This window comes from Pseudomonas sp. CDFA 610 (assembly GCF_021147865.1).
Classification (GTDB): Bacteria; Pseudomonadota; Gammaproteobacteria; order Pseudomonadales; family Pseudomonadaceae; genus Aquipseudomonas; species Aquipseudomonas alliivorans.
Window position 1 is genome coordinate 251,755 of sequence record NZ_JAGTPM010000003.1, and the last position, 23,872, is coordinate 275,626.

Sequence of the window (23,872 nt, forward strand, 5' to 3'; positions counted from 1 at the left end):
TGCCTTGAATATTGCAGTCGCCATGCCAGTTTTTTTAAAAAATTTAACCTTTTAAAATCAACAAGTTATGAAATTTTCACAAAGCCTTTATCGTGATTTCTGCATGAACTGCCCCTTGCCTGCATGCAGAATGCACGTATCGTATTGGTTCAAGCAAAACGATAGAAGGTCCGGTCCATGAACCCTGAAAAACTCAAGCTGCTGGTGACCCAGGAAATGCCATTCGGCAAATACAAGGGACGGCTGATCGCCGACCTGCCCGGCCATTACCTGAACTGGTTCGCGCGTGAGGGTTTTCCCAAGGGTGAGCTGGGTGGGCTGCTGGCCCTGATGCAGGAGATCGATCACAACGGCCTCAGCGAGATACTGGACCCGATACGCACTCGCCCACGCCAGTCCTACAAGGACCGCGGAGCTTGAGCAGGCGCAAAAAAACGGTGTGCCGGACCAGGGCACACCGCAAAGCCATACAACAACCAACAACAACTTCTTTGCCGGGGTATCGCCTGACTGACTCAGCGCATGCCAGGCAAGTCCCGTGAAAACTTAACGACCGAGCAAACCATACGTGTGGAAAGCCATGTGTCTGAAATCGCCTCAGTCAAACAACGCCAAAGCCTGCGCGGTCGCTTCCTGAATGCGACCCCAGTCGCCGTTCTTGACCCAAGCGTTGTCGATCATCCAGGTACCGCCGACGCACATGACGTTCGGCAGGGCCATGTAGTTCTTCAGGTTCTGCTCATTGACGCCGCCGGTTGGGCAGAAGCGCACTTCGTTGAACGGGCCGCCCAGGGCCTTGATCGCCGCTACGCCGCCGCTGATCTCAGCCGGGAACAGCTTGAAGCGGCGATAACCCATTGCGTAGCCGATCATGATTTCCGAGGCGCTGCTGACGCCTGGCAGCAACGGCAACGGGCTGTCCACGGCAGCCTGCAGCAGGTCCTGCGTACTGCCGGGGGTCACGATGAACTGCGAACCTGCGGCTTCGGCATCGGCCAGCATCTTGCGATCCAGAATCGTGCCCGCACCAACACACAGCTCCGGGCGCTGCTCACGCAGGATACGGATCGCACTCAGACCGAACGCTGAGCGCAGGGTGATTTCCAGAGCGGTCATGCCGCCTGCAGCGAGGGCGTCGGCCAATGGCAGAACGTCCTCGTCACGGGCGATGGTGATGACCGGCAGAATCTTCGCTTTTGCGCAGAGTTCATCGATCTGGGCAATCTTGTTCGCCATGCTGTTGAGCGGCTGATTATTTTCGTTCTGTGTCATGGCGACGTTTCCTTTGCTTATGGGCACCAGTAAATCTCAAGGGACGGTTCTAAAAAGGCACGGACCGGCATTTCGGCGAGGTCATCGCCCGCCAGCGCCGCGCGCAGGGTGTCGAGTTTGGCCTGTCCGGACACCGACAGGATCGGCCGCTTCGCCGAGGCCAGAAGGCGACGGGTCAGGGTCAGGCGTTGATGCGGCACACTGGGTGCCAGCATCGGCAAGCAACGACGCTCACCTTCCAGGCTCAAGGCCTCGGTCAGGTTCGGACTGTTGGGGAACAGCGACGCCGTGTGACCGTCATCGCCCATGCCCAGAATCAGTACATCGATAGGTGGTAGCTCGGCCAGCGCCTGATCGGCTGCCAGCGCAGCGTCTTCAACGCTCGCCGCCACGTTGTACAGGCCGAGAAATTTCGCCTTGGCCGCAGGGCCTTGCAGCAGGTGGCGCTGCAACAGACCGGCGTTGCTGTCGGCATGCTCGGTGGGCACGAAGCGCTCGTCAGCCAGGCTGACAACCACTTTGCTCCAGTCCAGCGGCTGTTGCGCCAGGCTCTGGAAAAACGCCACAGGGCTGCGACCGCCGGAGACCACCAGGGTCGCCAGGCCATTTTCGTGAATGGCCGCTTTCAGTTGCCCGGCCACATTCTCAGCCAGAGAGTCGGCCAGTTGCTGCGGGTTGTCGAATTCACGTGCTACCAGCCCTGCTGGCAGCTCAAGGTCACATATCGCCATACCAGGATCTCCCGTCGCGAGTAATCAGAGCAATGGAACTCATGGGCCCCCAGGATCCGGCGGCATAAGGCTTGGGCGCATCGCCCGCCTTCTTCCAGCCTGCGATCAACTGATCACACCATTGCCACGCGTACTCGATTTCATCTTTGCGGACAAACAGGTTCTGATTGCCACGCATGACTTCCAGCAACAACCGCTCATAGGCGTCGGGGACCCGAGCGCTGCGGTAGGTGTCGGAAAAATTCAGTTGCAGAGGACCGCTGCGCAGTTGCATGCCTTTGTCCAGGCCCTGATCCTTGGTCATTACCTGCAAGGAGATACCTTCGTCCGGCTGCAGGCGGATGATCAGACGGTTGCTGATCTGCAAGCGCTGCTCTGGGGCGAAGATGTAGTGCGGCGGCTCTTTGAAGTGGATCACGATCTGCGACAGCTTCTGCGGCATGCGCTTGCCGGTGCGCAGGTAGAACGGCGTACCCGACCAGCGCCAGTTGCGGATGTCGGCCCGCAAGGCAACGAAGGTTTCGGTGTCGCTCTGGGTGTTGGAGTTTTCTTCTTCCAGATAACCGGGCACAGCCTTGCCTTCGCTGTAACCGCCGGTGTACTGACCGCGCACCACCTGGGTCGCCAGACGTTCGGGAGTGAACGGCGCCAGCGCCTTGAGCACCTTGACCTTCTCGTCACGAATACTGTCGGCAGACAGATCGCTCGGCGGGTCCATGGCAATCAGGCAGAGCAGTTGCAACAGGTGATTCTGGATCATGTCACGCAACTGGCCGGCCTGATCGAAGTAACCCCAGCGGCCTTCGATACCGACCTTCTCGGCAACGGTGATTTCCACGTGGGAAATATGATTCTGGTTCCACTGGGTTTCGAACAGGCTGTTGGCGAAACGCAGCGCAATGAGGTTCTGAACCGTGTCTTTGCCCAGATAATGGTCGATGCGATAGACGCGGTTTTCCGGGAAGAACTGCGCGACGGCATCGTTGACGCGACGCGAGGACGCAAGGTCGTGGCCGATGGGCTTTTCCAGCACCGCGCGCGTGCGGTCTGCCAGATTGACCGACGCCAGGTTCTCGCAGATCGCGCCGTACACCGATGCTGGTGTCGCGAAGTAGGCAATCAGGGTTTCAGCGTCACCCACCCGCTCGGCCAGTGCGACGTAATCCTCGGCCTTGAGGAAATCGACGTGCAGGTAGCTCAGGCGTCCCAGGAAGCGGGAGACGTGTTCGTCTTCCAGCTGCGCCTCGGAAATGAAGCGACGCATGGATTGTTCGATGTAGGCCAGATGCGACGGTGCGTCGCCCGGCTCTCGTGCCAGAGCAAGAATTTTTGTGTCTTCATGCAGGAGTCCGGCGCGATCAAGCTGATAAAGAGCCGGGAACAGCTTGCGAACTGCCAGGTCCCCCAAGGCACCAAACAGGGCAAATGTGCACGGTTCAACCGTAATCAAGGGCATAATGTTGGTTCTTTTATCAAGTTAGGCTACAAATACCTTTTTTAAAGGCGTTACTCAAGGCCATATGTAGTAATAACCACAACATTCTGCCTAAAAGCATATTCCAGTGGTGATCAACACAGGCCCTCAGTACGATAGGCCACCTTTGCTACAGGCTAAAGGGCTAATAAAAGCTCGAGCGAAAACCGTTGGTGAATCAGCCCCGACAAGGATTTTGAATGGACCGCACTAGAAACCTCCTGGAGCAAATCCAGGGCCGACTCGATGAGCTGAACAAAGCCGAACGCAAGGTGGCCGAAGTCATTCTGCTCAACCCGCAGATGGCGACCCGGCTGAGTATCGCCGCGCTGGCACAGGCTGCGAAAGTCAGCGAGCCGACCGTCAACCGTTTTTGCCGCTCGTTCAATGTCAGTGGTTACCCGGAGCTCAAGCTGCAACTGGCGCAGAGTCTTGCCAGCGGCGCGGCGTACGTCAGCCGTGCGGTCGAGGCTGACGACAATCCCGAGGCTTACACCCAGAAAATCTTCGGCAGCGCCATCGCGTCGCTGGACAGCGCCTGCCAGCAACTGGACCCGACGCTGATCAGCAAATCGGTGGACATGTTGATTCAGGCGCGTCAGATCCACTTCTTCGGTCTGGGGGCTTCGGCGCCTGTCGCGCTCGACGCGCAGCACAAGTTCTTCCGCTTCAATCTGGCGGTAACGGCGCACGCCGATGTGTTGATGCAGCGCATGATTGCGTCGGTGGCGCACACCGGTGAGCTGTTCGTGATCATTTCCTACACCGGCCGCACCCGCGAGCTGGTGGAAGTCGCACGCATTGCACGGGCCAATGGCGCCTCGGTACTGGGCCTGACCGCAGCAGGCTCGCCGCTGGCGCAGGCCAGCACCGTCAGCCTGAACATTCCACTGCCGGAAGACACCGATATTTATATGCCGATGACCTCACGGATCATCCAGCTCACCGTACTCGACGTACTGGCGACCGGCATGACCCTGCGCCGTGGCGTGGACTTCCAGCCGCACCTGCGCAAGATCAAGGAAAGCCTCAACGACAGCCGTTACCCGGTCGAGGATCAGGGCTGAGTGTCAGTGAGATAAGCGCACGCGCAGCGTCACATTCGCAAGCGATCGCTCAATGCGCCAGCTGCGCCTGTAGCGTCAACTGCGCGTGCTGACCCGGTGCGAGGCTGAAGCGTTCACCGCTGCCTGATGCCGCTTCCACGCGTACGAAGCCTGCGGTCTCGCTGCCGCACACGCCCAGCAGCGGTCTGCTGCCGGGGTGCCAGACGACGGTGTTGGCGCTGTCGCCCGTGTCAATGTTCAACTGTCGCGCCCAGGCCGGGTCCTGAAGCTGCAACGCACCTTCATGCTCGAAAACCCGCTGACAGCCGCCCACGACCCGCAGCTCACCGTGTTGCTGGCATGCCCGACGGCTCAGTTCGTCGTAGCCTGGCGCACCGTCCAGCCCCTTCAGTGCCACCTCGGCAACGTCACTGATGCGCCAGTACGCGTGCAGTGCGTGACTGAAATGACAGGGTTCACTGTCTTCATGGCAGGTGCTCAGGCTCAGTTCCATCCCCTGCCCCAGTTCAGCGCGCAGGTCGGCCTGCCAGTCGCAGAGCTGCAAGCGCCAGTGCAGGCTTACGCCCGCTTCGCTTTCGCTGCTGTCGATCAGTTTCCAGTCCAGCAGGCGGCCCCAGCCATGGGCCGGCCAACCGTTTTCGCCCGGATGTCGCCCGTACCAGGGCCAGCAAACCGGAACTCCGCCACGAATCGCCCCCACCTGCGGCCATTGTGCCGCGCACCAGAGCCAGGGTTTCTGGTCACGGGGCTGGAAGTGCAGCAACTGCGCGCCCTGCCGACTGAACACCGCCTGACACTGCGGATGGTCGATTACCAGCACATCACGCAGCTGATGGCGCTCCCACTCGAACGTCGGCCGGGCTCGCCGGGATCGGAAGAAGCGTTGCAGGGGATGCTCGGAAATCTGCGCGTCGTCGGAAATCATCGCCAATCGCGTCCTGAAAAAAAGGGGAATTCAAGCCAATAAAAAACGGGCAGCCAGGCTGCCCGCAAAGCACACACGACCCTTGATCGCTCTATGCGTCATTCATGATTCATGTAAGTTCTGAATCAGAACTTCGACTGAATCTTCAGACCTGCCACGATGGCATCATCAACCTTGTCAACACCGCCCGGGTGTTTTACGTACTGCAGGTTGGGACGCACAGTCAGCCAGTTGGTGACGTGGAAGCCGTAGTAGATCTCGGAGTTGTATTCGGTCTGCTGCACTGGCAGGAAGCCCGGATTGTCGTAGTCGTTGATATTGTTGATCTGGTTCTGCAGACGGCGGCGATCCTGAACATCATCGTTTACGTGGATACGGGCGAAACCGATACCGATGTCATCCTTGGGACGGGAATCGAACGGACCTTTGTAGGTGAAACCGATCTGCTGGTAGTTGTCGACGAAGTTGGTTTCCTTGTCATGCACGGTGGCGTTGGCGAAGATGCTCAGACCGCGCGAGGCATCGCCATTGTGTGCAGTCAGCTGTTGCTGAGCGACGACCCACCAGCCTTTCTTGCTGTCATGCGACTTGAACGCAGCGCCGGTGACGGCCTGAGGCTGGCCGTTGACGTCTTCGTAGACATCGTCGGCATTCGGCGTGCTCTTGTAGAAGCCGACACGGTATTCACCCGGCAACGAATTGACGGTAGGTGTCCAGACCAGTTCCACCGGCAGGATCATGCCCTTGGTACCGCTGCCGCTGAGCTTGAAGCCGTTGCCGGTTTCCAGGTTTGACGGGTTCTGCTCGTACACACCGACCTGCGCATACACTTCAGGCGTGATGTTGTACTTCACGCGCAAGGCCCACTGGCTGATTGGCCAGTTGTACCAGGTGTTCACATAGTTACCGACCTGCGAACCGCAGAACGACAGGTTCTGGAAATCGCACGGAAAGCTGTTGAAGTCTTCGCCCGGTCCGAAACGACCGACCTTGACGTCCAGCGCGCCGTCGAAGTACTTCTGTTTGACCCACATTTGCGTCAGACGCCAGGTCTGACCACGACCCCAGACTTCCTGCGAGGAACTGAGGGTACCGGCGCGAGGATCGCCGATGCGGTCGTTGGAGATGTTGCGGCCACTACGCTCGGTGATCGCCAGTTTGAATTCAGCGTCGTTCCAGCCCAGCACCTTCTGCAGATCGACCTTCATGCCCAGCGCGAACTGATCGCTGTAACGGCCGGTCTTGTCGTCGTTATAGCCGCCCTTGATGTTGCTGGCCATCTCGGAGACGTATTCCAGCGAGAAGTCGTAACCTTTGTCGAGCAGCTCGGTACGTTTTCCGCCCCAGTCACCGGTCATCCACGGTGAGTCGTAGGAAAACGCATCCGCCGCATGAGCGCTACCTGCCAGGCTCATTGCACCAATAACGGACAGCTTGCCCACCAATTGCAGCCGGGAATGCGATTTAGCCTTGTTGATCTTCTTCATCCCATCAATCCTCGTTTTATTGTTATTAGCTTTGGTTTACGTCTTACATTCACTGCTTCGTGTTCGCTGGTGGATCGCTTGCCGGAGCGAAAGGCGACCCGCCAGCTGTGCTCGGGTGGATCAAGCTATCACTTGCGGTTCAACTGGGAAACATTGTTCACACGCTCAGCCGAAGGCTGGCTTCCCAGCACGCCCAGACGCTCACCGCTTTTGGCGTCGAACAGCAGAACCCTGGACGGATCGAACTGCAGGGTCAGGCTTTCGCCGACCTGTGGCGCAACGTCCGGCGCCAGACGGCAGCAGACTTTACTCTGATTCAACGTGACGAACACCAGCGTGTCCGGACCGGTCGGTTCGGTCACCTGAACTTCGGCGCGAATGGTCGGCAGCGCGGTAGGGTCACCGTTCGCCAGAGTGATCTGCTCGGGACGGATGCCCAGAATGATTTCCCGATCCTCAAGCCCTGCGTCGCTGACGCCAACCGGCAGTTCGCAGCGAGCCTGACCGCTGTCGAGCAGCGCCACCAGACGGCCGTCCTGACGTTGCAGGCGCAGCGGAATGAAGTTCATCGGCGGCGAACCGATGAAGCTGGCGACGAACAGGTTGGCGGGATCGTTGTAGATCTGTTTGGGCGTACCGAACTGCTGGACGATACCGTCCTTCATGACCGCGACCTTGTCACCCAGCGTCATGGCCTCGATCTGGTCGTGAGTCACGTAAACCGTGGTGGTTTTCAGACGCTGGTGCATCAGTTTCATTTCGGTGCGCATCTCGACCCGCAGCTTGGCGTCGAGGTTGGACAGCGGCTCGTCGAAGAGGTAGATCTTCGGCCTGCGCGCCAGAGCACGGCCCATGGCCACACGCTGTTGCTGGCCACCGGACAACTGACCCGGCTTGCGGTTGAGCAAGTGCTCGATCTGCAGCAGCTTGGCGACCCGCGCCACTTCCTCTTCGATGGCGGCAGGCGCCATCTTGCGAATCTTCAGACCGAAGGCGATGTTTTCTTTCACGCTCATGGTCGGGTACAGCGCGTAGGACTGGAACACCATCGCGATGTCACGATCCTTTGGGCTGGTGCCGCTGACGTCTTCGCCGTCGATCAGGATCGCGCCGCCCGTGATGTTTTCCAGACCGGCGATGCAATTCATCAGCGTGGATTTGCCGCAACCGGACGGCCCGACCAGAATCAGGAATTCGCCATCCTTGATCGACAGTTCGATGTTCTTCAGCGTATCCGGCAGGTTGGTGCCGTATGTCTTGTTGACGTTGCGTAGCTCGAGAGTCGCCATGATTACCCCTTGACCGCGCCGGCTGTGAGCCCACGCAGGAAATACTTGCCAGCCAGTACGTACACCAGCAGTGTCGGCAGCCCGGCGATCATCGCCGCCGCCATGTCAACGTTGTATTCCTTGGCGCCGGTGCTGGTGTTGACCAGGTTGTTCAGCGCCACGGTTATGGGCTGCGATTCGCCACTGGAGAACACCACGCCGAACAGGAAGTCGTTCCAGATCTGGGTGAACTGCCAGATCAGGCACACCATCACGATCGGCGTCGACATCGGCAGGATGATGCGGCCGAAGATGGTGAAGAACCCTGCGCCATCCAGGCGTGCGGCACGCACCAGCGCATCCGGCACGCTGACGTAGTAGTTACGGAAGAACAGCGTGGTGAATGCCAGGCCGTAGACCACGTGAACGAACACCAGGCCGGTGGTCGTGTTGGCCAGCCCCATCTTGCCCAGTGTGAAGGACGCCGGCAGCAGAACGGTCTGGAACGGCAGAAAGCAGCCGAACAACAGCAGGCCGAAGAACAGTTGCGAGCCCCGGAACTTCCACATCGAAAGCACGTAGCCGTTGAGCGCCCCGACGGCAGTAGAGATGATCACCGCCGGGACGGTAATGCGCAGCGAGTTCCAGAAATAGCCGTCAACGATGTCCCAGGCCTTGACCCAGCCGATGACGGTGACGACGCTCGGCCAGCTCAGCAGGTTGCCGGTGCCGATGTCTTCCGGTGTCTTGAAACTGGTGAACAGCATGACCACCAGCGGAACCAGATAAATCAAACAGGCCAGCAACAGCACGGCGTGAATCACCACGCGGCTGAGGCTGATACCTGGCTTGCCTACGAGACTAGTCATTGCGCTTGGTCCTCAGCTCGGAATACAGGTACGGCACCAGAATCGCCAGGATCGCGCCGAGCATCAGAATCGCACTCGCCGAGCCCATACCCATCTGGCCACGGCTGAAGGTGAAGGAATACATGAACATGGCGGGCAGGTCGGAGGAGTAGCCGGGACCACCGGCCGTCATCGCCGCCACCAGATCGAAGCTCTTGATAGCAATGTGTGCCAGGATCATCACGGCGCTGAAGAACACCGGACGCAGGCTTGGCAGCACCACGCGCCAGTAGATCATCGGCAGACTTGCACCATCCATCTGTGCAGCACGGATGATCGACTGATCGACACCGCGAAGGCCTGCCAGAAACAGCGCCATCACAAAGCCCGAAGACTGCCAGACAGCGGCGATGACCAGGCAGTAGACCACGCGGTCAGGATCGATCAGCCAGTCCAGACGGAAGCCTTCCCAGCCCCAGTCACGCAGCATTTTGTCCAGGCCAAGGCCCGGGTTGAGCAGCCACTTCCAGGCCGTACCGGTGACGATCATCGAGAGCGCCATCGGGTACAGATAAATAGTGCGGATCGCGCCTTCGCGGCGGATGCGCTGGTCCAGCAGGATCGCCAGAAAAACACCGATCACCAGACTGATGCCGATGAACATGCCACCGAACACCGCAAGGTTCTTGCTCGCGACCCACCAGCGGTCGTTGTCCATCAGGCGCGCGTATTGCGCCAGACCGACCCATTTATAGGACGGCAGGAACGTCGAGTTGGTGAACGAGAGGACGAACGTCCAAAGGATGTAACCGTAGAAACCAACCAACACGATGAACATGCTTGGCGCCAGCACCAGTTTCGGTAGCCAGCGTTGCAATGTATCCAGTGGCGAGGCTTTGCTGAACACAGCGACAGAGCTCATCGGGAGTATCCCATTCGGTGTATCGAATTCAGGCCACAGGCACGGGCGGAATCGGGTTTCGATTCCACCCGCACCGACTGCAGCGGTACGTCAGGTTAGGCGGATTACTGGGCTGACTTGACGGCGGTGGCCAATTGCTTGGCAGTCGCGGCCGGATCGGCTGACGGGTTGTTGATGTAATTGGTGATCACATCGAAGAACGCGCCCTGGACTGCCAGCGAGGTGGCCATGTTGTGCGCCATGCTCGGTTGCAGACCGCCGGTTTTCGAATCCGCCAGGAAGTCCTTGGCTGCGGTTTGCGCGCAGGAATCGAAGCCGTATTTGGCCATGTCGTTCAGCATGTCTTCGCGAACCGGAATCGAGCCCTTGTTGATGCTGAAGACTTTCTGGAAGTCCTCACCCATCGCAACCTTGGCCAGATCCTGCTGGGCAGCGGTTGTGCCCTTGTCCTTCTGCTTGAACACAGCCAGCGAGTCGATGTTGTAGGTGAACGCCTTGTCGGTACCCGGGAAGGCTACGCACTGGTAATCCTTGCCTGCGACTTTCTTGGCGGCGGTCCATTCACTCTTGGCCCAGTCACCCATGATCTGCATGCCGGCCTTGCCGTTGATGACTTTGGCCGCTTCCAGGTTCCAGTCCTGACCCTTGCCGTCGGCGTCCATGTAGGTCGCGACTTTCTTGAGTTCGGTGAGCGACTTGACCATGCCTTCGCCGGTCAGCGCGTCCTTGTCGAGGTCGACCAGGGCTTTCTTGTAACCGTCTGCCCCCATGACCGACATCACCACCGCTTCGAACACGGTGCTGTCCTGCCATGGCTGGCCGCCATGAGCCAGAGGAATGAAACCGGCTTTCTTCAGCTTGTCGCCAGCGGCATAGAACTCTTCGAGGGTGGTCGGTGCTTTTTCGATACCGGCTTTCTTGAAGACTTCAGGGTTGATCCACAGCCAGTTGACGCGGTGAATGTTCACCGGCACGGCTACGTAATCACCGTCGTACTTCACGGTGTCGGAGACTTTCTTGTCCAGCAGCGAGTCCCACTTTTCAGCCTTGGCGACGTCTTTCAGCGCGTCGGTGTCGAGCAGGCCGGTGGACGCCCATTCCTGAATGTCCGGGCCTTTGATCTGGGCAACGCCAGGCGGGTTGCCCGCAACAGCGCGGCTCTTGAGCACGGTCATGGCAGTGGAACCACCACCACCGGCCACGGCGCCGTCTTTCCAGGTGAAACCGTCTTTTTCAACTTGCGCTTTCAGGACATCGACCGCAGCTTTTTCGCCACCCGAAGTCCACCAGTGCACGACTTCTACAGTGCCTTTGGCATCAGCAGCGTGGGCGCTCAGCGGGAACAGGGAGGCGAGGGAGATGACAACAGCGAGGCGTGACATTGAATTCATCGAATTGACCTTTCTTGTTGTTATGCATGAGCAAGTCTGGTGCTTGCGCTTCGTTGGAGTCTAACCAAGCGAATCGCGAGGACGGTAACGAAGGGATGCGCGAATGTCACCGAATGGTGACATTCGATATCACTCTGATGTCCGCGGCAGGTACAGCGTTACACGCAAGCCGCCTTCGCGAAGATTCTGCAGGCTCACTTCCCCGCTATGGCTATGGGCGATATTGCGCGCGATGCCCAGCCCCAGCCCGTAGCCCTGCTGATTGCCGCCCGCCAACCGGAAATGCGGCTCGAATACATGCTCCAGCCGCTGCTCGGGCACGCCCGGCCCTTCGTCATCGACATGCAGCACGAAGGCCATCGCGTTGTCCTCGACCTTGAGGTGCGCGCGGTCGCCGTACTTGAGGGCGTTGTCGATGAGATTGCCGATGCATCGCCTGAGGGCCAATGGCTTGCCGGGGTAACAGGACAGGGCCGCGCCGGTCTGAGTGACACGCCCTTCTCCATCGGGACGCAAATAGGGTTCGACGAGACAGTCGAGCAACACGTTGAGATCAACCTGCTCGATATTTTCATGGATGTCGGTGTCCTTGACGCACTGCAGCGCGCCCTTGACCAGCAGCTCCAGCTCATCGAGGTCGCGGCCGAACTTGTACTGCATCTGCTCGTCTTCAAGCAGCTCGACACGCAGCCGCAGACGGGTAATCGGCGTGCGCAAGTCGTGGGAAATGGCACTGAACAACTGCCCGCGTTCCGTCAGATAGCGGCTGATCCGGTTACGCATGGCGTTGAAGGCACGGCTCACTTCGACCACTTCACTGCCGCCACCCTCTACCACCGGCTCGACATCCGCGCCCAGTGACATGTCGCGTGCAGCGCGAGCCAGACGTTTGAGCGGTCGGCTTTGCCAGTGCACCAGCAGTCCGATGAACAGCAGCAGAAACGCGCTGGTCAGGCCGATGAACCACACCTGCTGAATGGGCAGGTCCTGTTCTTCAAGGGTGGTGTAAGGCTCGGGCAGCAACGAGGCGATGTAGAACCACTCGCCGGGTGCCATTTCGATCTGCGTGACCAGCACCGGTGGGTTGACCGGCTCAAGGGTCAATGCGTAATGCGCCCAGGAACGCGGCAATTCGTCGAGCTTGAGCCCGCTGTTGAAAATCCGCAGGTCATCAGGTTTCACGAACCACACGGCAATGTCCGGATCGTTGCCCAGATGCTGACGCAACACCTGGCCGACCACATCGAGCACCGCCTGCTTGCGCGGCGTGGGTTGCAGGATCTGCATGTCCAGCGGGTGATCGTTGAGCGACACCACAAAGCGCGTGCCGCCCATGCTGCGCAATTGGTCCAGTACCAGCGGACGGTAGGCGAGTGGCAGAGAACGGAAGTAACTGACGCTGGCGGCCATCGAGTACGCCAAGCTGCGCGCACTGGTCACCAGCCCTTCCATCTGCGTGGCGCGCAGTTGCGACAGCCAGATCACGCTGGACAGCGTCTGGGCCATCAGTACCGCCAGCAGCGTCAGCAGCAGCATTCGCCCGAGCAACGAGCGCGGTAGCGGCAGGCTGCGTTTTCTGGGGCCTGCCACAGGCGTATTAATAACCGCTGCCTGCTTGCGCGTTGACGTTGGCGGCCAGCAGATAGCCGCTGCCGCGCACGGTACGGATCAGACGTGGTGACTTGCCGGTGTCACGCAGGCGCTGACGCAGACGACTGACGGCCATGTCGACGATGCGCTCCAACGGCATCAGCTCGCGGCCACGGGTGGCGTTGCCGATGGTGTCGCGATCCAGAATCTGCTGAGGGTTATCCAGAAACAGCTTGAGCAGGGCGAAGTCGGCGCCCGACAGGATCACCTCTTCGCCGTCGTTGTGAAACAGCCGGTGACTGACCATGTCCAGACGCCACTCATCGAACAGGATGACGTCGCCACCGGAACGTTCCTGACCGAACTGAGCGCGGCGCAACAACGCTTTGATCCGGGCCTGAAGCTCGCGCGGGCTGAAGGGTTTGCCCAGATAGTCATCGGCACCCAGCTCCAGCCCGATGACCCGGTCGGCCTCGTCGGAACTGGCGGTGAGCATAATGATCGGCACATGCGGCTGGCGCGGATGCTGACGTACCCAGCGGCACAGGCTGAAGCCGTCTTCGTCGGGCAGCATCACGTCCAGAATCAGCAGGTCGCTGGACGCCTCGTTGAACGCCTGACGAAAACCTGCACCATCGCCGACCGTGCGAACCTGAAAACCGGCACGGCTCAGGTAGGTGTCCAGCAACTCCCGAATCTCCTGGTCGTCGTCCACCAGCAGGATCGATTTACTGACTGAACTCACGTGAAGGTGTCCTCGCTGGCTGTTGGTTTTTTGTTGTTATAGGCGCGGCTCAGATTTCCGAACCGAAGGCCTGTTGCAGCGCAACACCCGCGCCCATCAGGCCGGGGTATTCAGCGGTGACCAGCCAGACTGGCAACCCTTTGAAATAATCGCTCATCACGCCCTTTTCGGCGAGTGCGCGCTTGAAGCCGCTGTTCATGAAGAAGTCGGTGAAACGCGGCACCACGCCGCCAGCGATGTAGACGCCGCCCAGACCGCCCACCGTCAGCACTTGATTGCCCACCACGCGGCCCAGGAACACACAGAACTGGTCCAGCACGGCCGCAGCCACCGGGTCGCCAGCGAGTGCCGCAGTGGTGATGGCCGCCGGTGACTTGAGCTCAGGCTCGATGTCATCCAGCGCGCAACTGACCTGATACAGCAGCAACAGGCCTGCGCCACTGAGCACCACTTCCGCACTGACATGCTCGTGCTCGGCCATCAGGCGCGTCCACAGCAGGGCTTCACGTGCCGTACCGATCGGCAGGTCGACATGACCGCCCTCGCCCGGCAACGCCAACCAGCGCGTGTCGCTTTCCTTGATCAGCGTGCCGACACCCAGCCCGGTGCCCGGGCCGACGACTGCGCGTGGACGATCAGGCTTGCCTACACCGTGACAGACCGTCAGGTACTCGTCGTCCTTGAGCCGGGTCATGCCCAGCGCCATGGCGGTGAAGTCATTGATCAGCAGCAGGTGGTCGACGCTGAGGTCTTCGCAGAACGCCTTGCGGCTCAGTTGCCAATGGCTGTTGGTGAACTGGAACAGATCGCCATCCACAGGGCCGGCAACCGCCAGGCAGACGTAACCGATATCGCCACGCTTGAGCTCGAGGTCCTGCAAGTAGACCTCGATGGCTTTTTCGGGACCGATGTAGTCGATGGTCGGGAATACCCGGACAGAATGCAGCGCATCGTCTTCCCAGATGGCAAAACGAGCATTGGTACCGCCTATATCACCGACCAGGGCCAACTTCACTTAAGCGTCTCCAGACTAGAGGTAAAGGCGCAAGCGCCCTGCTCTGCGGAGCTGAAGGCCATGCGCATGAATCCAAACAGCTCCCGACCGCAGCCGACGCTGTTGTCGATCTGGCAGGTGGCGGGTTCTCTGGCGGCCAATTCTGACGCTTCGACCAGAACTTGCAACGTTCCTTTCACGCCATCGACACGAATCACGTCACCATCGCGCACCAGCGCCAGAGGACCACCCACGTAAGCTTCCGGGCAAACGTGGATGGCCGCCGGGATCTTGCCCGAAGCGCCGGACATCCGTCCATCGGTTACCAGCGCGACCTTGAAGCCACGGTCCTGCAGCACGCCGAGGAACGGCGTCATCTTGTGCAGTTCGGGCATGCCATTGGAGCGCGGCCCCTGGAAACGCATGACTGCAACGAAGTCACGCTCCAGTTCTCCGGCCTTGAAGGCGTCGGCCAGTTCCTGCTGATCCTGAAACACTTTGGCCGGAGCCTCGACGATCTGGTGTTCGAGCGCCACGGCGGACACCTTCATCACGCCACGGCCGAGGTTGCCTTCCATGACCCGCAGGCCGCCTTCCGCCGAGAACGGACGAGATACCGGACGCAGAATGTTCTCGTCCAGGCTTTCCAGCGGGCCTTCGCGCCAGACCAGTTTGCCGTCTTCCAGAAACGGCTCCTTGGTGTAGCGGCTCAGGCCATAACCGGCCACGGTGTTGACGTTTTCGTGCAACAGACCGGCCGCCAGCAGCTCGCGGATCAGGAACGACATGCCGCCCGCGGCCTGGAAGTGGTTGATGTCGGCCTTGCCGTTCGGGTAGACGTGGCTGAGGGTCGGCACGACTTCCGACAGATCGGCCATATCCTGCCAGGTCAGTTTGATACCGGCTGCCATGGCGATGGCCGGCATGTGCAGGGTGTGGTTGGTCGAGCCGCCGGTAGCGTGCAGAGCAACGATGGAGTTGACCAGTGAGCGCTCGTCGACGATTTCGCCGATGGGCATGAAACTGCCGCTCTGCTTGGTCAGGCGCGTGACCTGATACGCAGCCTCGGCGGTCAGCGCGTCACGCAGCGGGGTATACGGGTTGACAAACGACGCACCGGGCAGGTGCATGCCCATCACTTCCATCACCAACTGGTTGGTGTTGGCGGTGCCGTAGAACGTGCAGGTGCCGGGGCTGTGGTAGGACTTCATTTCTGAGTCCAGCAGCTCTTCGCGCGTCGCCTTGCCTTCGGCGTAGCGCTGGCGAACGTCGGCTTTCTGCTTGTTGGAAATGCCGGACACCATCGGTCCGCCCGGTACGAAAATGGTCGGCAGATGACCGAAGCGCAGCGCGCCCATCATCAGGCCCGGCACGATCTTGTCGCAGATGCCCAGCATCAGCGCGCCATCGAACATGTTGTGCGACAACGCCACGGCCGTGGACATCGCGATCACTTCGCGACTGGCAATTGCCAGTTCCATGCCCGGCTCGCCCTGGGTCACGCCATCGCACATCGCCGGTACACCACCGGCAAACTGACCGACCGAACCAATGTCACGTAAAGCCTGTTTGATCTGATTGGGAAAGTGTTCGTAGGGCTGATGCGCGGAGAGCATTTCGTTGTAGGAGGAGACGATGGCGATGTTGGCGGCGTTCATCATCCGCAGGCTCTGCTTGTCTTCAGGGCCGCAGGCCGCGACACCGTGAGCGAAGTTGGCGCATTGCAGTTTGCCGCGCATCGGGCCTTCGCTGGCGGCGCCGCGGATCAATTGAAGATAGCGCTCGCGGGTATCACGACTGCGAGCGATCAGCCGCTCGGTTACCTCAAGAATGCGGGGATGCATGTGATGAACTCCAGGCTAACGTCTATGGTCACCCGTAAAGACGGTTCCGTTGATCGGGGCCGAATGCTGTTGCGCAAAGGCCTGGTTTCGATCAATGGGGCATGCCTTTCAGGCTTGTAGTTGTAGATAAAACAAAATATTGCCACTAAAAAGGCTTGTTTTCTATTTCTATGAGAATAATCTTGTAATTCCAACAACAAATTTATGAAGGACGGCTGTATGACTCTTCGTATCGCAATCAACGGTTTTGGCCGCATCGGCCGCAACGTCCTACGCGCACTGTATACCCAAGGTTACCGGCAGGACCTGCAGGTCGTCGCCATCAACGATCTGGGCGACAGCGAAATGAACGCGCACCTGCTGCGTTTCGACACTGTACACGGCCCGTTCAGCGGCACTGTGGAGTGTGACAAAGAGAGCCTGACGGTCAACGGCGACCGCATCGCCGTGAGCGCAATCCGCAACCCTGCGGAGCTGCCATGGAAGTCGCACAACATTGATGTGGTGTTCGAGTGCACCGGCCTGTTCACCAGCCGCGACAAAGCCTCCGCCCATCTGACAGCCGGTGCACGCAAGGTCATCATCTCCGCTCCTGCCAGCGGCGCAGATGCGACCATCGTCTATGGCGTGAACCACGACACGCTGCGTCAGTCGCACCAGATCATCTCCAGCGCTTCCTGCACCACCAACTGCCTGGCGCCGGTTGCCCAGGTGCTGCACCGTGAACTGGGTATCGAAAGCGGCCTGATGACCACCATTCATGCCTACACCAATGACCAGAACCTGATCGACGTCTACCACACCGACCCGTACCGCGCGCGCTCGGCCACACAGTCGATGATTCCCAGCAAGACCGGTGCTGCCGAAGCGGTAGGTCTGGTACTGCCGGAACTGGCAGGCAAGCTGACTGGCATGGCCGTGCGGGTTCCGGTGATCAACGTGTCGCTGGTGGACCTGACCGTTACCCTGAAACGCGAAACCACCGCCGAAGAAGTCAACGCGCTGATGAAAGAAGCCAGCCAGCATTCCAAGGTCCTGGGCTACAACACCCTGCCGCTGGTCTCCCACGACTTCAACCACAACCCGCTGTCGTCGATCTTCGACGCCAACCACACCAAAGTGAGCGGCAAACTGCTCAAGGTGCTGTCCTGGTACGACAACGAATGGGCATTCTCCAACCGCATGCTGGACAACTGCCTGGCGCTGCATAACGCCGAGTGACGCATTGCGCGTGAACGTGCCGATGCTTTGCGTCGGCATGCTGCCCGTGACGCCTCGCGTCACGCGTGGCACAGCAGTGAGCCAAGCGCTCCGGCCTGCCCCCGTGCGTACATTCAACACGCAAAAATAAACCCGAATCTCCACTTGACCATTTGTGCAGATGATAAGCATTATCATTTGACCAATCTGCCGGTCGAGCACGTCTGTGTCGCAGTCTCACTTCAACGAAGTCTTTATCGCCCAGCGTGATGTGCTGCTGCGCACGTTGCAGCGCATGGTGGGCAACCGCAGTGCTGCCGAAGATCTTTTGCAGGAAACCTGGCTGCGTGTCAGTCGTGCGCTGACCGAGCACCCTATCGATCATCTCGAGCCTTTTGTCTTTCAGACCGCCCGAAACCTGGCGCTGGATCATCTGCGCGCCCGGCGGATTCGCGGCCGTACGTTGATCGAGGACGTTCCGCCTGCTCAACTGGAAAGCGTCGTCGCCCAACTCGGCACGCCGGAAGATGCCGCCCACGCCAAACGCCTGATCGATAGTCTCAGCGCCAGTCTCGGCACCTTGACCCCGCGCCAGCAGACGATCTTCACCCTCAGCAGGCTCAACGGGCAGAGTTATCTGCAGATCGCCGAGCAATTGAATGTCTCGGCCAGCACCGTACAAAAAGAACTGAAGCTGATCATGGCGATCTGTGTAGGGGTTGTCTCAAGGCTTGACCCGCCTTGAGTGCTGCCGCAGGCTGCAAATCCGTCCCCTGTCGATACCGAATCAGAACTGCCGAGGAACACCGTGACTCCGCAAACATCAGCGCAAGACGTGCTGAGCAACCACGCAATGGATCAGGCGCTGAACTGGCTGATCGAGCTGGAAGGCGTCGATGAACGACAGCACATCCTCTTTCAGGAATGGCTCGGTGCCGACCCTGAAAATGCCCGTGCGTTCGAAAAGGCAAAGTCGATCTGGAACGGTGCTCCCGTGAAGCAGACGGCTGCGCAGCTTGCCAGGCCGCGTAAACCCACGACGTTGCAACGCATGCGCCACCATTGGAAACCCGTCGCCACGGCAGCCGTTCTGCTGCTCGCCGTTTTGAATTTCAGTGACGTGCCGTTGCGCCTAAAGGCGGATCATTTGACCGTGGTCGGTGAGCGCCAGCGTCTGGAACTGGCTGACGGGTCGCGGGTGCTGCTCAACACCGATTCGGCGTTTTCCAGCAACGTTGGCGACACGCAGCGCTCGGCGCGTCTGTATCAGGGCGAAGCCTACTTCAACGTACCCGCCCGTCCCGGCCTGCCGATGGAGATCGAGGCCGGTCCGGTGCGCATGCGGGCTGACAGCACCGATTTTTCCGTGCGCTATCTGGATGGCATCGCTCAGGTGCAAGTGCAGCGTGGCGCTGTGAACGTGCAGGCCATTCGTGGAGATTCCAGCGTCAGCCTCGGGGCCGGAGAGCGCGTAAGCGTGGGGCCGGGCGGTTTCGGCAATCGGGAAAAGCTCGATGCCAGTCGTGATCTGGCCTGGGTGCAAGGCCGCCTGGTTTTCGATAATTGCCCGCTAAATGAAGTGCTGGCCGAACTGCGGCGCTACTACCCCGGCTGGATCATCAACACCAATGCGCAGCGAGGCCACATGGCGGTGACCGGTAATTACCGCCTGGACAACCCGCTGGACGTGATTCGATCGCTGGCGCACATCACCTCTGCGAGCGTGCACGAGGTGCCCGCGCTGGTGATCATCAACTGAAAGAAAGTTTTTTTACTCGATAGCCGAAGGTCGTTCGTCTAGTTATTGCCAATACAAATGATTCTCATATGAGAAACGTGCGCAATACTAGAACGAGACCTCACAGGGAGCGCTATCGATGTCGTCCACCGCCACACCCACTGCTCGCAACCGAGCGCTTTTCACCCTCTCCCTTCTGACACTCGCGGTGCTGGGCACAAGTCTGCCGGTGACCTCGGCAGACGCTGCCAATGCCGACGCCCAGCCCACGCGCGTGTCGGGCACGTACGCATTTTCGATTGAGCGCCAGCCACTGGTCTCGGCACTGAACGAGTTCAGTCGCGTGACCGGCTGGCAAGTGGGCGTGTCCTCGGACCTCACGCAGAATGTGACCTCATCGGGCGCCCGCGGCAACCTGACGCCAGCCAGGGCGCTGGAAAACCTGCTGGCAGGCAGTCCGCTGAGCTATCGCTCGCTGGGCAATAACAACGTCGTACTGGAAAAACGCATCGCCGGCGTGATGTCGCTCGAACAGATCACTGTCAGCGCCACGCGTCAGGCGCAGGATGTAACCACGGTGCCCAGCACTGTCAGCGTGCATTCGCGCGAAGAGCTGGACCGGCGCAACGTCAGCACCATTCGTGATCTGGTGCGCAATGAACCGGGCGTCTCGGTCGGTGGCGCAGGTCAACGTGCAGGCACCACGGGCTACAACATTCGCGGCATCGACGGTGACCGGATCATGACCCAGGTCGACGGCGTCGAAGTGCCCGACAGTTTCTTCACCGGCCCTTACGCGCAGACCCATCGCAACTATGTCGATCCCGAAATCGTCAAGCGCGTGGAAATCCTGCGTGGTCCGGCCTCGGCACTGTATGGCAGCAGCGCCATCGGTGGCGTGGTGAGCTACTACACGCTGTCCCCGGATGACATCATCAAACCCGGCAAGGACATCGGTGCCCGCCTCAAAACCGGCTACAGCTCGGCCGATGACCGTTGGTTGAACGCCGCGACACTGGCCGGACGTCAGGGTGACTTCGATGGTCTTCTACATCTGAGCCAGCGCAATGGTCATGAAACCGAATCCTACGGCAGCACGGGCGGCAACGGCCTGAACCGCACCGAAGCCAATCCTGAAGATGTACGCACCACCAATGTGCTGGCCAAGCTGGGCTGGAACTACGGCAACGGCTCGCGCCTGGGCCTGACCTATGAAAAGTACAAGGATGATCGCGATACGAATCAGAAGAGCGCGGTCGGCGGGCCTTTCACCAATGGCACCGGGCTCGGCATGTACCAGTCACGGGAAGGCAACGACACCATTATCCGCGAACGCTTCGGCATCGAAAACAGCTTCGCCCTCGACAGCCTGCTGGTGGACAACGTCAAGTGGAGCCTCAACTACCAGACTGCCAAGACCGACCAGACCACGCAGGAACGCTACTTCCCGTTCTCGCGGGACGTGAACCGCTATCGCGAGACGGTGTATCAGGAAAAGCAGTGGATCTTCGATGCGCAGCTCGACAAGGCGTTTTCCATCGCCAGCACCGATCATGTGCTGACCTACGGCACCACTCTCAAACAACAGAAAGTCACCGGTCTGCGCAGCGGCAGCGGCACCTGTGCGCGTGTCTTCGGCGCGTGCCGCGTGCCGGGTGCCGACAGCCCGAGCGACCGTCTGGTGGCGACCAGCGACTTCCCGGACCCGACCATCAACAGCTATGCGCTGTTCGCTCAGGACCAGATCAGCTGGAACGACTGGACCTTCCTGCCCGGCGTGCGCTACGACCACACGAAGCTCGACCCGAAGATCACTCCGGAATTTCTCAACTCGGTCAGCCTGACCGATGCCAGCCAGGCCAGTGACAAGAGCAAGACCTGGCATCGGGTCTCGCCCAAATTCGGCGTGACCTATGCGCTGACCGACGCCTACACCTGGTACGGCCAGTACGCAGAAGGTTTCCGCACCCCGTCGGCCAAGGCGCTGTACGGTCGTTTCGAAAATCTCAATGCCGGTTATGTGGTCGAGCCCAATCCGGATCTGGATCCGGAAAAGAGCAAAAGTTATGAAACCGGTCTGCGCGGCCGCTTCGAATCAGGCTCGTTCGACGTCGCGGTGTTCTACAACAAGTACCGCGACTTCATCAACGAAGACGCGATCACACCCGGCTACAGCCAGACCACATTCCAGTCCAACAACATCAAACACGCCACCATCAAGGGCGCGGAGTTCAAGGGTCGCTTGAACCTTGACAGTTTCGGCGCACCGCAAGGCCTGTACAGCCAGGCCTCCGTCGCCTACGCCCACGGCCGAAACAACGATACCGGCGAGTCCATCAACAGCGTCAACCCGCTGACCGGCGTATTGGGGCTGGGCTACGAACAGGAACATTACGGCGGTCTGTTGAGCTGGACACTGGTCAAACGCAAAACCGGTGTGGATGACAGCAACTTCCACACCCCGGACGGCACTTCCAGCCAGTTCAAGACGCCCGGTTTCGGCATCCTCGACCTGACTGGCTATTACAAGCTCACCGACGATGTGACGGTCAACGCGGGGCTCTACAACCTCACTGACAAGAAGTACTGGCTGTGGGACGACGTACGCGGCTATGACGGGGTCGGCGAAGCCGGCGTGACCGCACCCGCCAACCTCGACCGCCTGACCCAGCCGGGCCGCAACTTCAGCGTCAACGTGGTGTGGGACATCTGAACCGTGACCGAACAGCACGCCGTCGAGGCTGACGGCATGCTTTTTTTACGCTCACGAGGATGACCGTTCGTCTATTCAACATGCCCTTTCGATCAGCAAGGAAGACTTCAATGACACTCGACTCCACGCGCCCGGTCCTGCGTTCCCAACGCCTCAATCAGATTACTCACATCCCGCACGAACAGCTCGACAAGGCCGTCAAGGCGCACGCCCCGTTCGAAACTCTGGGCAGTTACGCTCGTTTCCTGGTTGCGCAATACCTGTTTCAGGCCGAATTGCAGGACCTGTACAACGACCCGGCGCTTCTGGCGATCATCACCGACCTGCCTGCGCGCTGCCGGGCTGAACAGGCCAGATACGACCTTGCCGACCTGGGCATCGAAACGCCCTCACCGGTTGCCGGTGCTGTGCATCAGCCCACCCTTGCGCAGGCGCTGGGCTGGCTGTTCGTTTCGGAAGGTTCAAAGCTGGGCGCCGCGTTTTTGATCAAGCGTGCCGTGGCCCTGAATCTCAGTGACAGCTTCGGCGCACGGCATCTGGGTGAGCCCGCTGGCGGTCGGGCGGCAGGCTGGAAGACCTTTGTCAAAACCCTTGATGAGCTGCCTCTGACGGCCGGTCAGGAAGCCGAACTGGATCAGGGCGCGGTCGCTGCGTTCGAGCGTTTCAACGTTCTGCTGCAGCATGCTTACGCCGATGCGCCAGCAGCCGAAGTGGCACACGCATGAAAAAGCGCCCGGTGCTGTTAAGCTGGCCGGGCTTTTCGAACCTGCCTGTAGAGACCATGACGTATAAACCACCCGGCTCCAGACTTTCACGCTTTCTGTTTGGCATTCTTGCGTATGCCAGCCTGGGCATCGGTATTGCCGCGATTTTCATTCCGGGCCTGCCGACCACCGAGTTCATTCTGCTGGCGGCCTGGGCTGCGACCCGCAGCTCACCACGCCTGAATGCCTGGTTGGAGAACCACCGTGTGTTCGGGCCGATCTTGTACAACTGGCGCAACGGAAGGCTGGTCACCCGGCGCGCCAAGATCAGCGCTACGGTGAGCATGTTGTTCTGCGCGGTGATGATGCTGAGCCTGCTCACGCATGTCTGGTGGCTGTACCTGGCGATTGCCGGGATGGCGCTGGGCAATCTGTGGATCTGGTCGCGGCCCGAGCCGGTCAAGACTGAGCGCTCAGGTTCCAACTGAACCGCCCCAATGCCAGCAGTGTCCTACGTGGACACTCAATTTCAATGGGGCAACCTCCATGTTCGAGCCAGGCCATCTGCACATGACTCATGCGGCGTTTCAGCCATCGGACGTCGCCTACGACATTCATCTGCGTTACGAAGTGAGCCAGGATCCCAAGGAAGGAACCGGCATCCACTTCACGATGCAGGGCGAGATCGATGGCAAGCGTTTCTCCGAGGAGTTCGTCCTGCCCCGCGACCTGGCCTTCAACTTCGCCCACGACGCCGGACGCATCGCCCTCAGGCATGGCCTGCCCCACAGCGATTCCCTGCCCATTGCCAGGCATCCCGATTACGACCGCATGTTCGAAGACATCCGCGACAAGCTCGACGCCAAATCCGGCGAGCCGGTAAAGCCTGAACATCTGGAGTAAGGCCTCTTCCGGACGCGGAGCGTTCTGAGCGGCGCTACCACGCCTGAGCGCGGGAA

At 60.0% G+C, this 23,872-nt stretch carries 22 protein-coding genes; 9 read left to right on the forward strand and 13 right to left on the reverse strand.

All coding sequences use genetic code 11. The features are described 5' to 3' along the window. Positions 1–177 precede the first annotated feature (177 nt). On the forward strand, positions 178–420 hold the full coding sequence (locus KDX39_RS06660) for a DUF3820 family protein (protein ID WP_080266060.1): 243 nt from the start codon (positions 178–180) through the stop codon (positions 418–420). Positions 421–597: 177 nt separating this feature from the next. Here the strand turns inward: KDX39_RS06660 and KDX39_RS06665 are convergent, their stop codons facing one another. From KDX39_RS06665 to zwf, 3 genes are read right to left on the reverse strand one after another with little or no spacing between them, the layout of a single operon-like run. Continuing rightward, positions 598–1,272, reverse strand: a complete 675-nt coding sequence (locus KDX39_RS06665; protein WP_231659782.1) for a bifunctional 4-hydroxy-2-oxoglutarate aldolase/2-dehydro-3-deoxy-phosphogluconate aldolase — start codon at positions 1,270–1,272, stop codon at positions 598–600. A 17-nt stretch (positions 1,273–1,289) separates the two neighbouring features. Further along, complete coding sequence (pgl, locus tag KDX39_RS06670; protein WP_231659783.1) at positions 1,290–2,003, reverse strand: 6-phosphogluconolactonase; 714 nt, start codon at positions 2,001–2,003, stop codon at positions 1,290–1,292. Then, positions 1,990–3,459: a glucose-6-phosphate dehydrogenase gene (gene zwf / locus KDX39_RS06675; protein ID WP_004878578.1), complete on the reverse strand. Its 1,470-nt coding sequence runs from the start codon at positions 3,457–3,459 to the stop codon at positions 1,990–1,992. The genes pgl and zwf overlap by 14 nt, the downstream gene beginning before the upstream one ends. Before the next feature lie 218 nt (positions 3,460–3,677). Between zwf and KDX39_RS06680 the strand changes: the two genes are divergently transcribed. After that, positions 3,678–4,544, forward strand: coding sequence for a MurR/RpiR family transcriptional regulator (locus tag KDX39_RS06680; protein WP_099227398.1), 867 nt, complete (start codon positions 3,678–3,680; stop codon positions 4,542–4,544). A gap of 49 nt (positions 4,545–4,593) precedes the next feature. On the opposite strand, the gene KDX39_RS06685 is transcribed toward KDX39_RS06680, so the two are convergent. The 10 genes from KDX39_RS06685 to edd all read right to left on the reverse strand — a co-directional run bounded on the left by KDX39_RS06685 (position 4,594) and on the right by edd (position 16,558). Further along, on the reverse strand, positions 4,594–5,469 hold the full coding sequence (locus KDX39_RS06685; protein WP_231659784.1) for a D-hexose-6-phosphate mutarotase: 876 nt from the start codon (positions 5,467–5,469) through the stop codon (positions 4,594–4,596). 125 nt (positions 5,470–5,594) lie between these two features. Continuing rightward, positions 5,595–6,956, reverse strand: coding sequence for a carbohydrate porin (locus KDX39_RS06690; RefSeq protein WP_099227396.1), 1,362 nt, complete (start codon positions 6,954–6,956; stop codon positions 5,595–5,597). Positions 6,957–7,084: 128 nt separating this feature from the next. Next, on the reverse strand, positions 7,085–8,245 hold the full coding sequence (locus tag KDX39_RS06695) for an ABC transporter ATP-binding protein (RefSeq protein ID WP_184318700.1): 1,161 nt from the start codon (positions 8,243–8,245) through the stop codon (positions 7,085–7,087). Positions 8,246–8,247: 2 nt separating this feature from the next. Beyond that, entirely contained in the window at positions 8,248–9,093 is an 846-nt protein-coding gene (locus KDX39_RS06700) for a carbohydrate ABC transporter permease (RefSeq protein WP_231659785.1), read from the reverse strand. Continuing rightward, positions 9,086–9,994 (reverse strand): carbohydrate ABC transporter permease, encoded by a 909-nt coding sequence (locus KDX39_RS06705; RefSeq protein WP_004878565.1) that lies wholly within the window; start codon positions 9,992–9,994, stop codon positions 9,086–9,088. Before KDX39_RS06705 ends, KDX39_RS06700 begins: the two co-directional genes overlap by 8 nt. A gap of 104 nt (positions 9,995–10,098) precedes the next feature. Next, positions 10,099–11,385 (reverse strand): ABC transporter substrate-binding protein, encoded by a 1,287-nt coding sequence (locus tag KDX39_RS06710; protein WP_057409673.1) that lies wholly within the window; start codon positions 11,383–11,385, stop codon positions 10,099–10,101. Between the two features lie 129 nt (positions 11,386–11,514). Continuing rightward, complete coding sequence (locus KDX39_RS06715) at positions 11,515–12,921, reverse strand: ATP-binding protein (protein ID WP_231659941.1); 1,407 nt, start codon at positions 12,919–12,921, stop codon at positions 11,515–11,517. A 61-nt stretch (positions 12,922–12,982) separates the two neighbouring features. After that, a complete protein-coding gene (locus KDX39_RS06720) occupies positions 12,983–13,720 on the reverse strand; it encodes a response regulator (protein WP_231659786.1) in 738 nt (245 codons plus the stop codon). Between the two features lie 49 nt (positions 13,721–13,769). Then, complete coding sequence (locus KDX39_RS06725) at positions 13,770–14,735, reverse strand: glucokinase (protein WP_184318698.1); 966 nt, start codon at positions 14,733–14,735, stop codon at positions 13,770–13,772. Beyond that, entirely contained in the window at positions 14,732–16,558 is a 1,827-nt protein-coding gene (gene edd, locus KDX39_RS06730) for a phosphogluconate dehydratase (RefSeq protein WP_184318695.1), read from the reverse strand. Before edd ends, KDX39_RS06725 begins: the two co-directional genes overlap by 4 nt. Before the next feature lie 219 nt (positions 16,559–16,777). Here edd and gap point away from each other — a divergent pair, with 219 nt between their 5' ends. The 7 genes from gap (at position 16,778) to KDX39_RS06765 (ending at position 23,816) form a co-directional block, all read left to right on the forward strand. Next, positions 16,778–17,779, forward strand: coding sequence for a type I glyceraldehyde-3-phosphate dehydrogenase (gene gap, locus KDX39_RS06735; RefSeq protein ID WP_122424298.1), 1,002 nt, complete (start codon positions 16,778–16,780; stop codon positions 17,777–17,779). A gap of 205 nt (positions 17,780–17,984) precedes the next feature. Further along, positions 17,985–18,503 carry an RNA polymerase sigma factor gene (locus KDX39_RS06740; protein WP_231659787.1) on the forward strand — a complete coding sequence of 173 codons (519 nt, stop codon included), beginning with the start codon at positions 17,985–17,987 and terminating at the stop codon, positions 18,501–18,503. 108 nt (positions 18,504–18,611) lie between these two features. Next, the gene (locus tag KDX39_RS06745) at positions 18,612–19,517 is read left to right on the forward strand and encodes a FecR family protein (protein ID WP_231659942.1); all 906 of its coding nucleotides are present in this window, start codon (positions 18,612–18,614) and stop codon (positions 19,515–19,517) included. 118 nt (positions 19,518–19,635) lie between these two features. Beyond that, a complete protein-coding gene (locus tag KDX39_RS06750) occupies positions 19,636–22,209 on the forward strand; it encodes a TonB-dependent receptor (protein WP_231659788.1) in 2,574 nt (857 codons plus the stop codon). Between the two features lie 110 nt (positions 22,210–22,319). Continuing rightward, positions 22,320–22,934: a biliverdin-producing heme oxygenase gene (locus KDX39_RS06755; RefSeq protein ID WP_231659789.1), complete on the forward strand. Its 615-nt coding sequence runs from the start codon at positions 22,320–22,322 to the stop codon at positions 22,932–22,934. Further along, positions 22,931–23,401 carry a YbaN family protein gene (locus KDX39_RS06760; RefSeq protein WP_231659790.1) on the forward strand — a complete coding sequence of 157 codons (471 nt, stop codon included), beginning with the start codon at positions 22,931–22,933 and terminating at the stop codon, positions 23,399–23,401. Before KDX39_RS06755 ends, KDX39_RS06760 begins: the two co-directional genes overlap by 4 nt. A 58-nt stretch (positions 23,402–23,459) precedes the next feature. Then, on the forward strand, positions 23,460–23,816 hold the full coding sequence (locus KDX39_RS06765) for a DUF5064 family protein (RefSeq protein WP_231659791.1): 357 nt from the start codon (positions 23,460–23,462) through the stop codon (positions 23,814–23,816). The last annotated feature ends 56 nt before the right edge of the window (positions 23,817–23,872 follow it).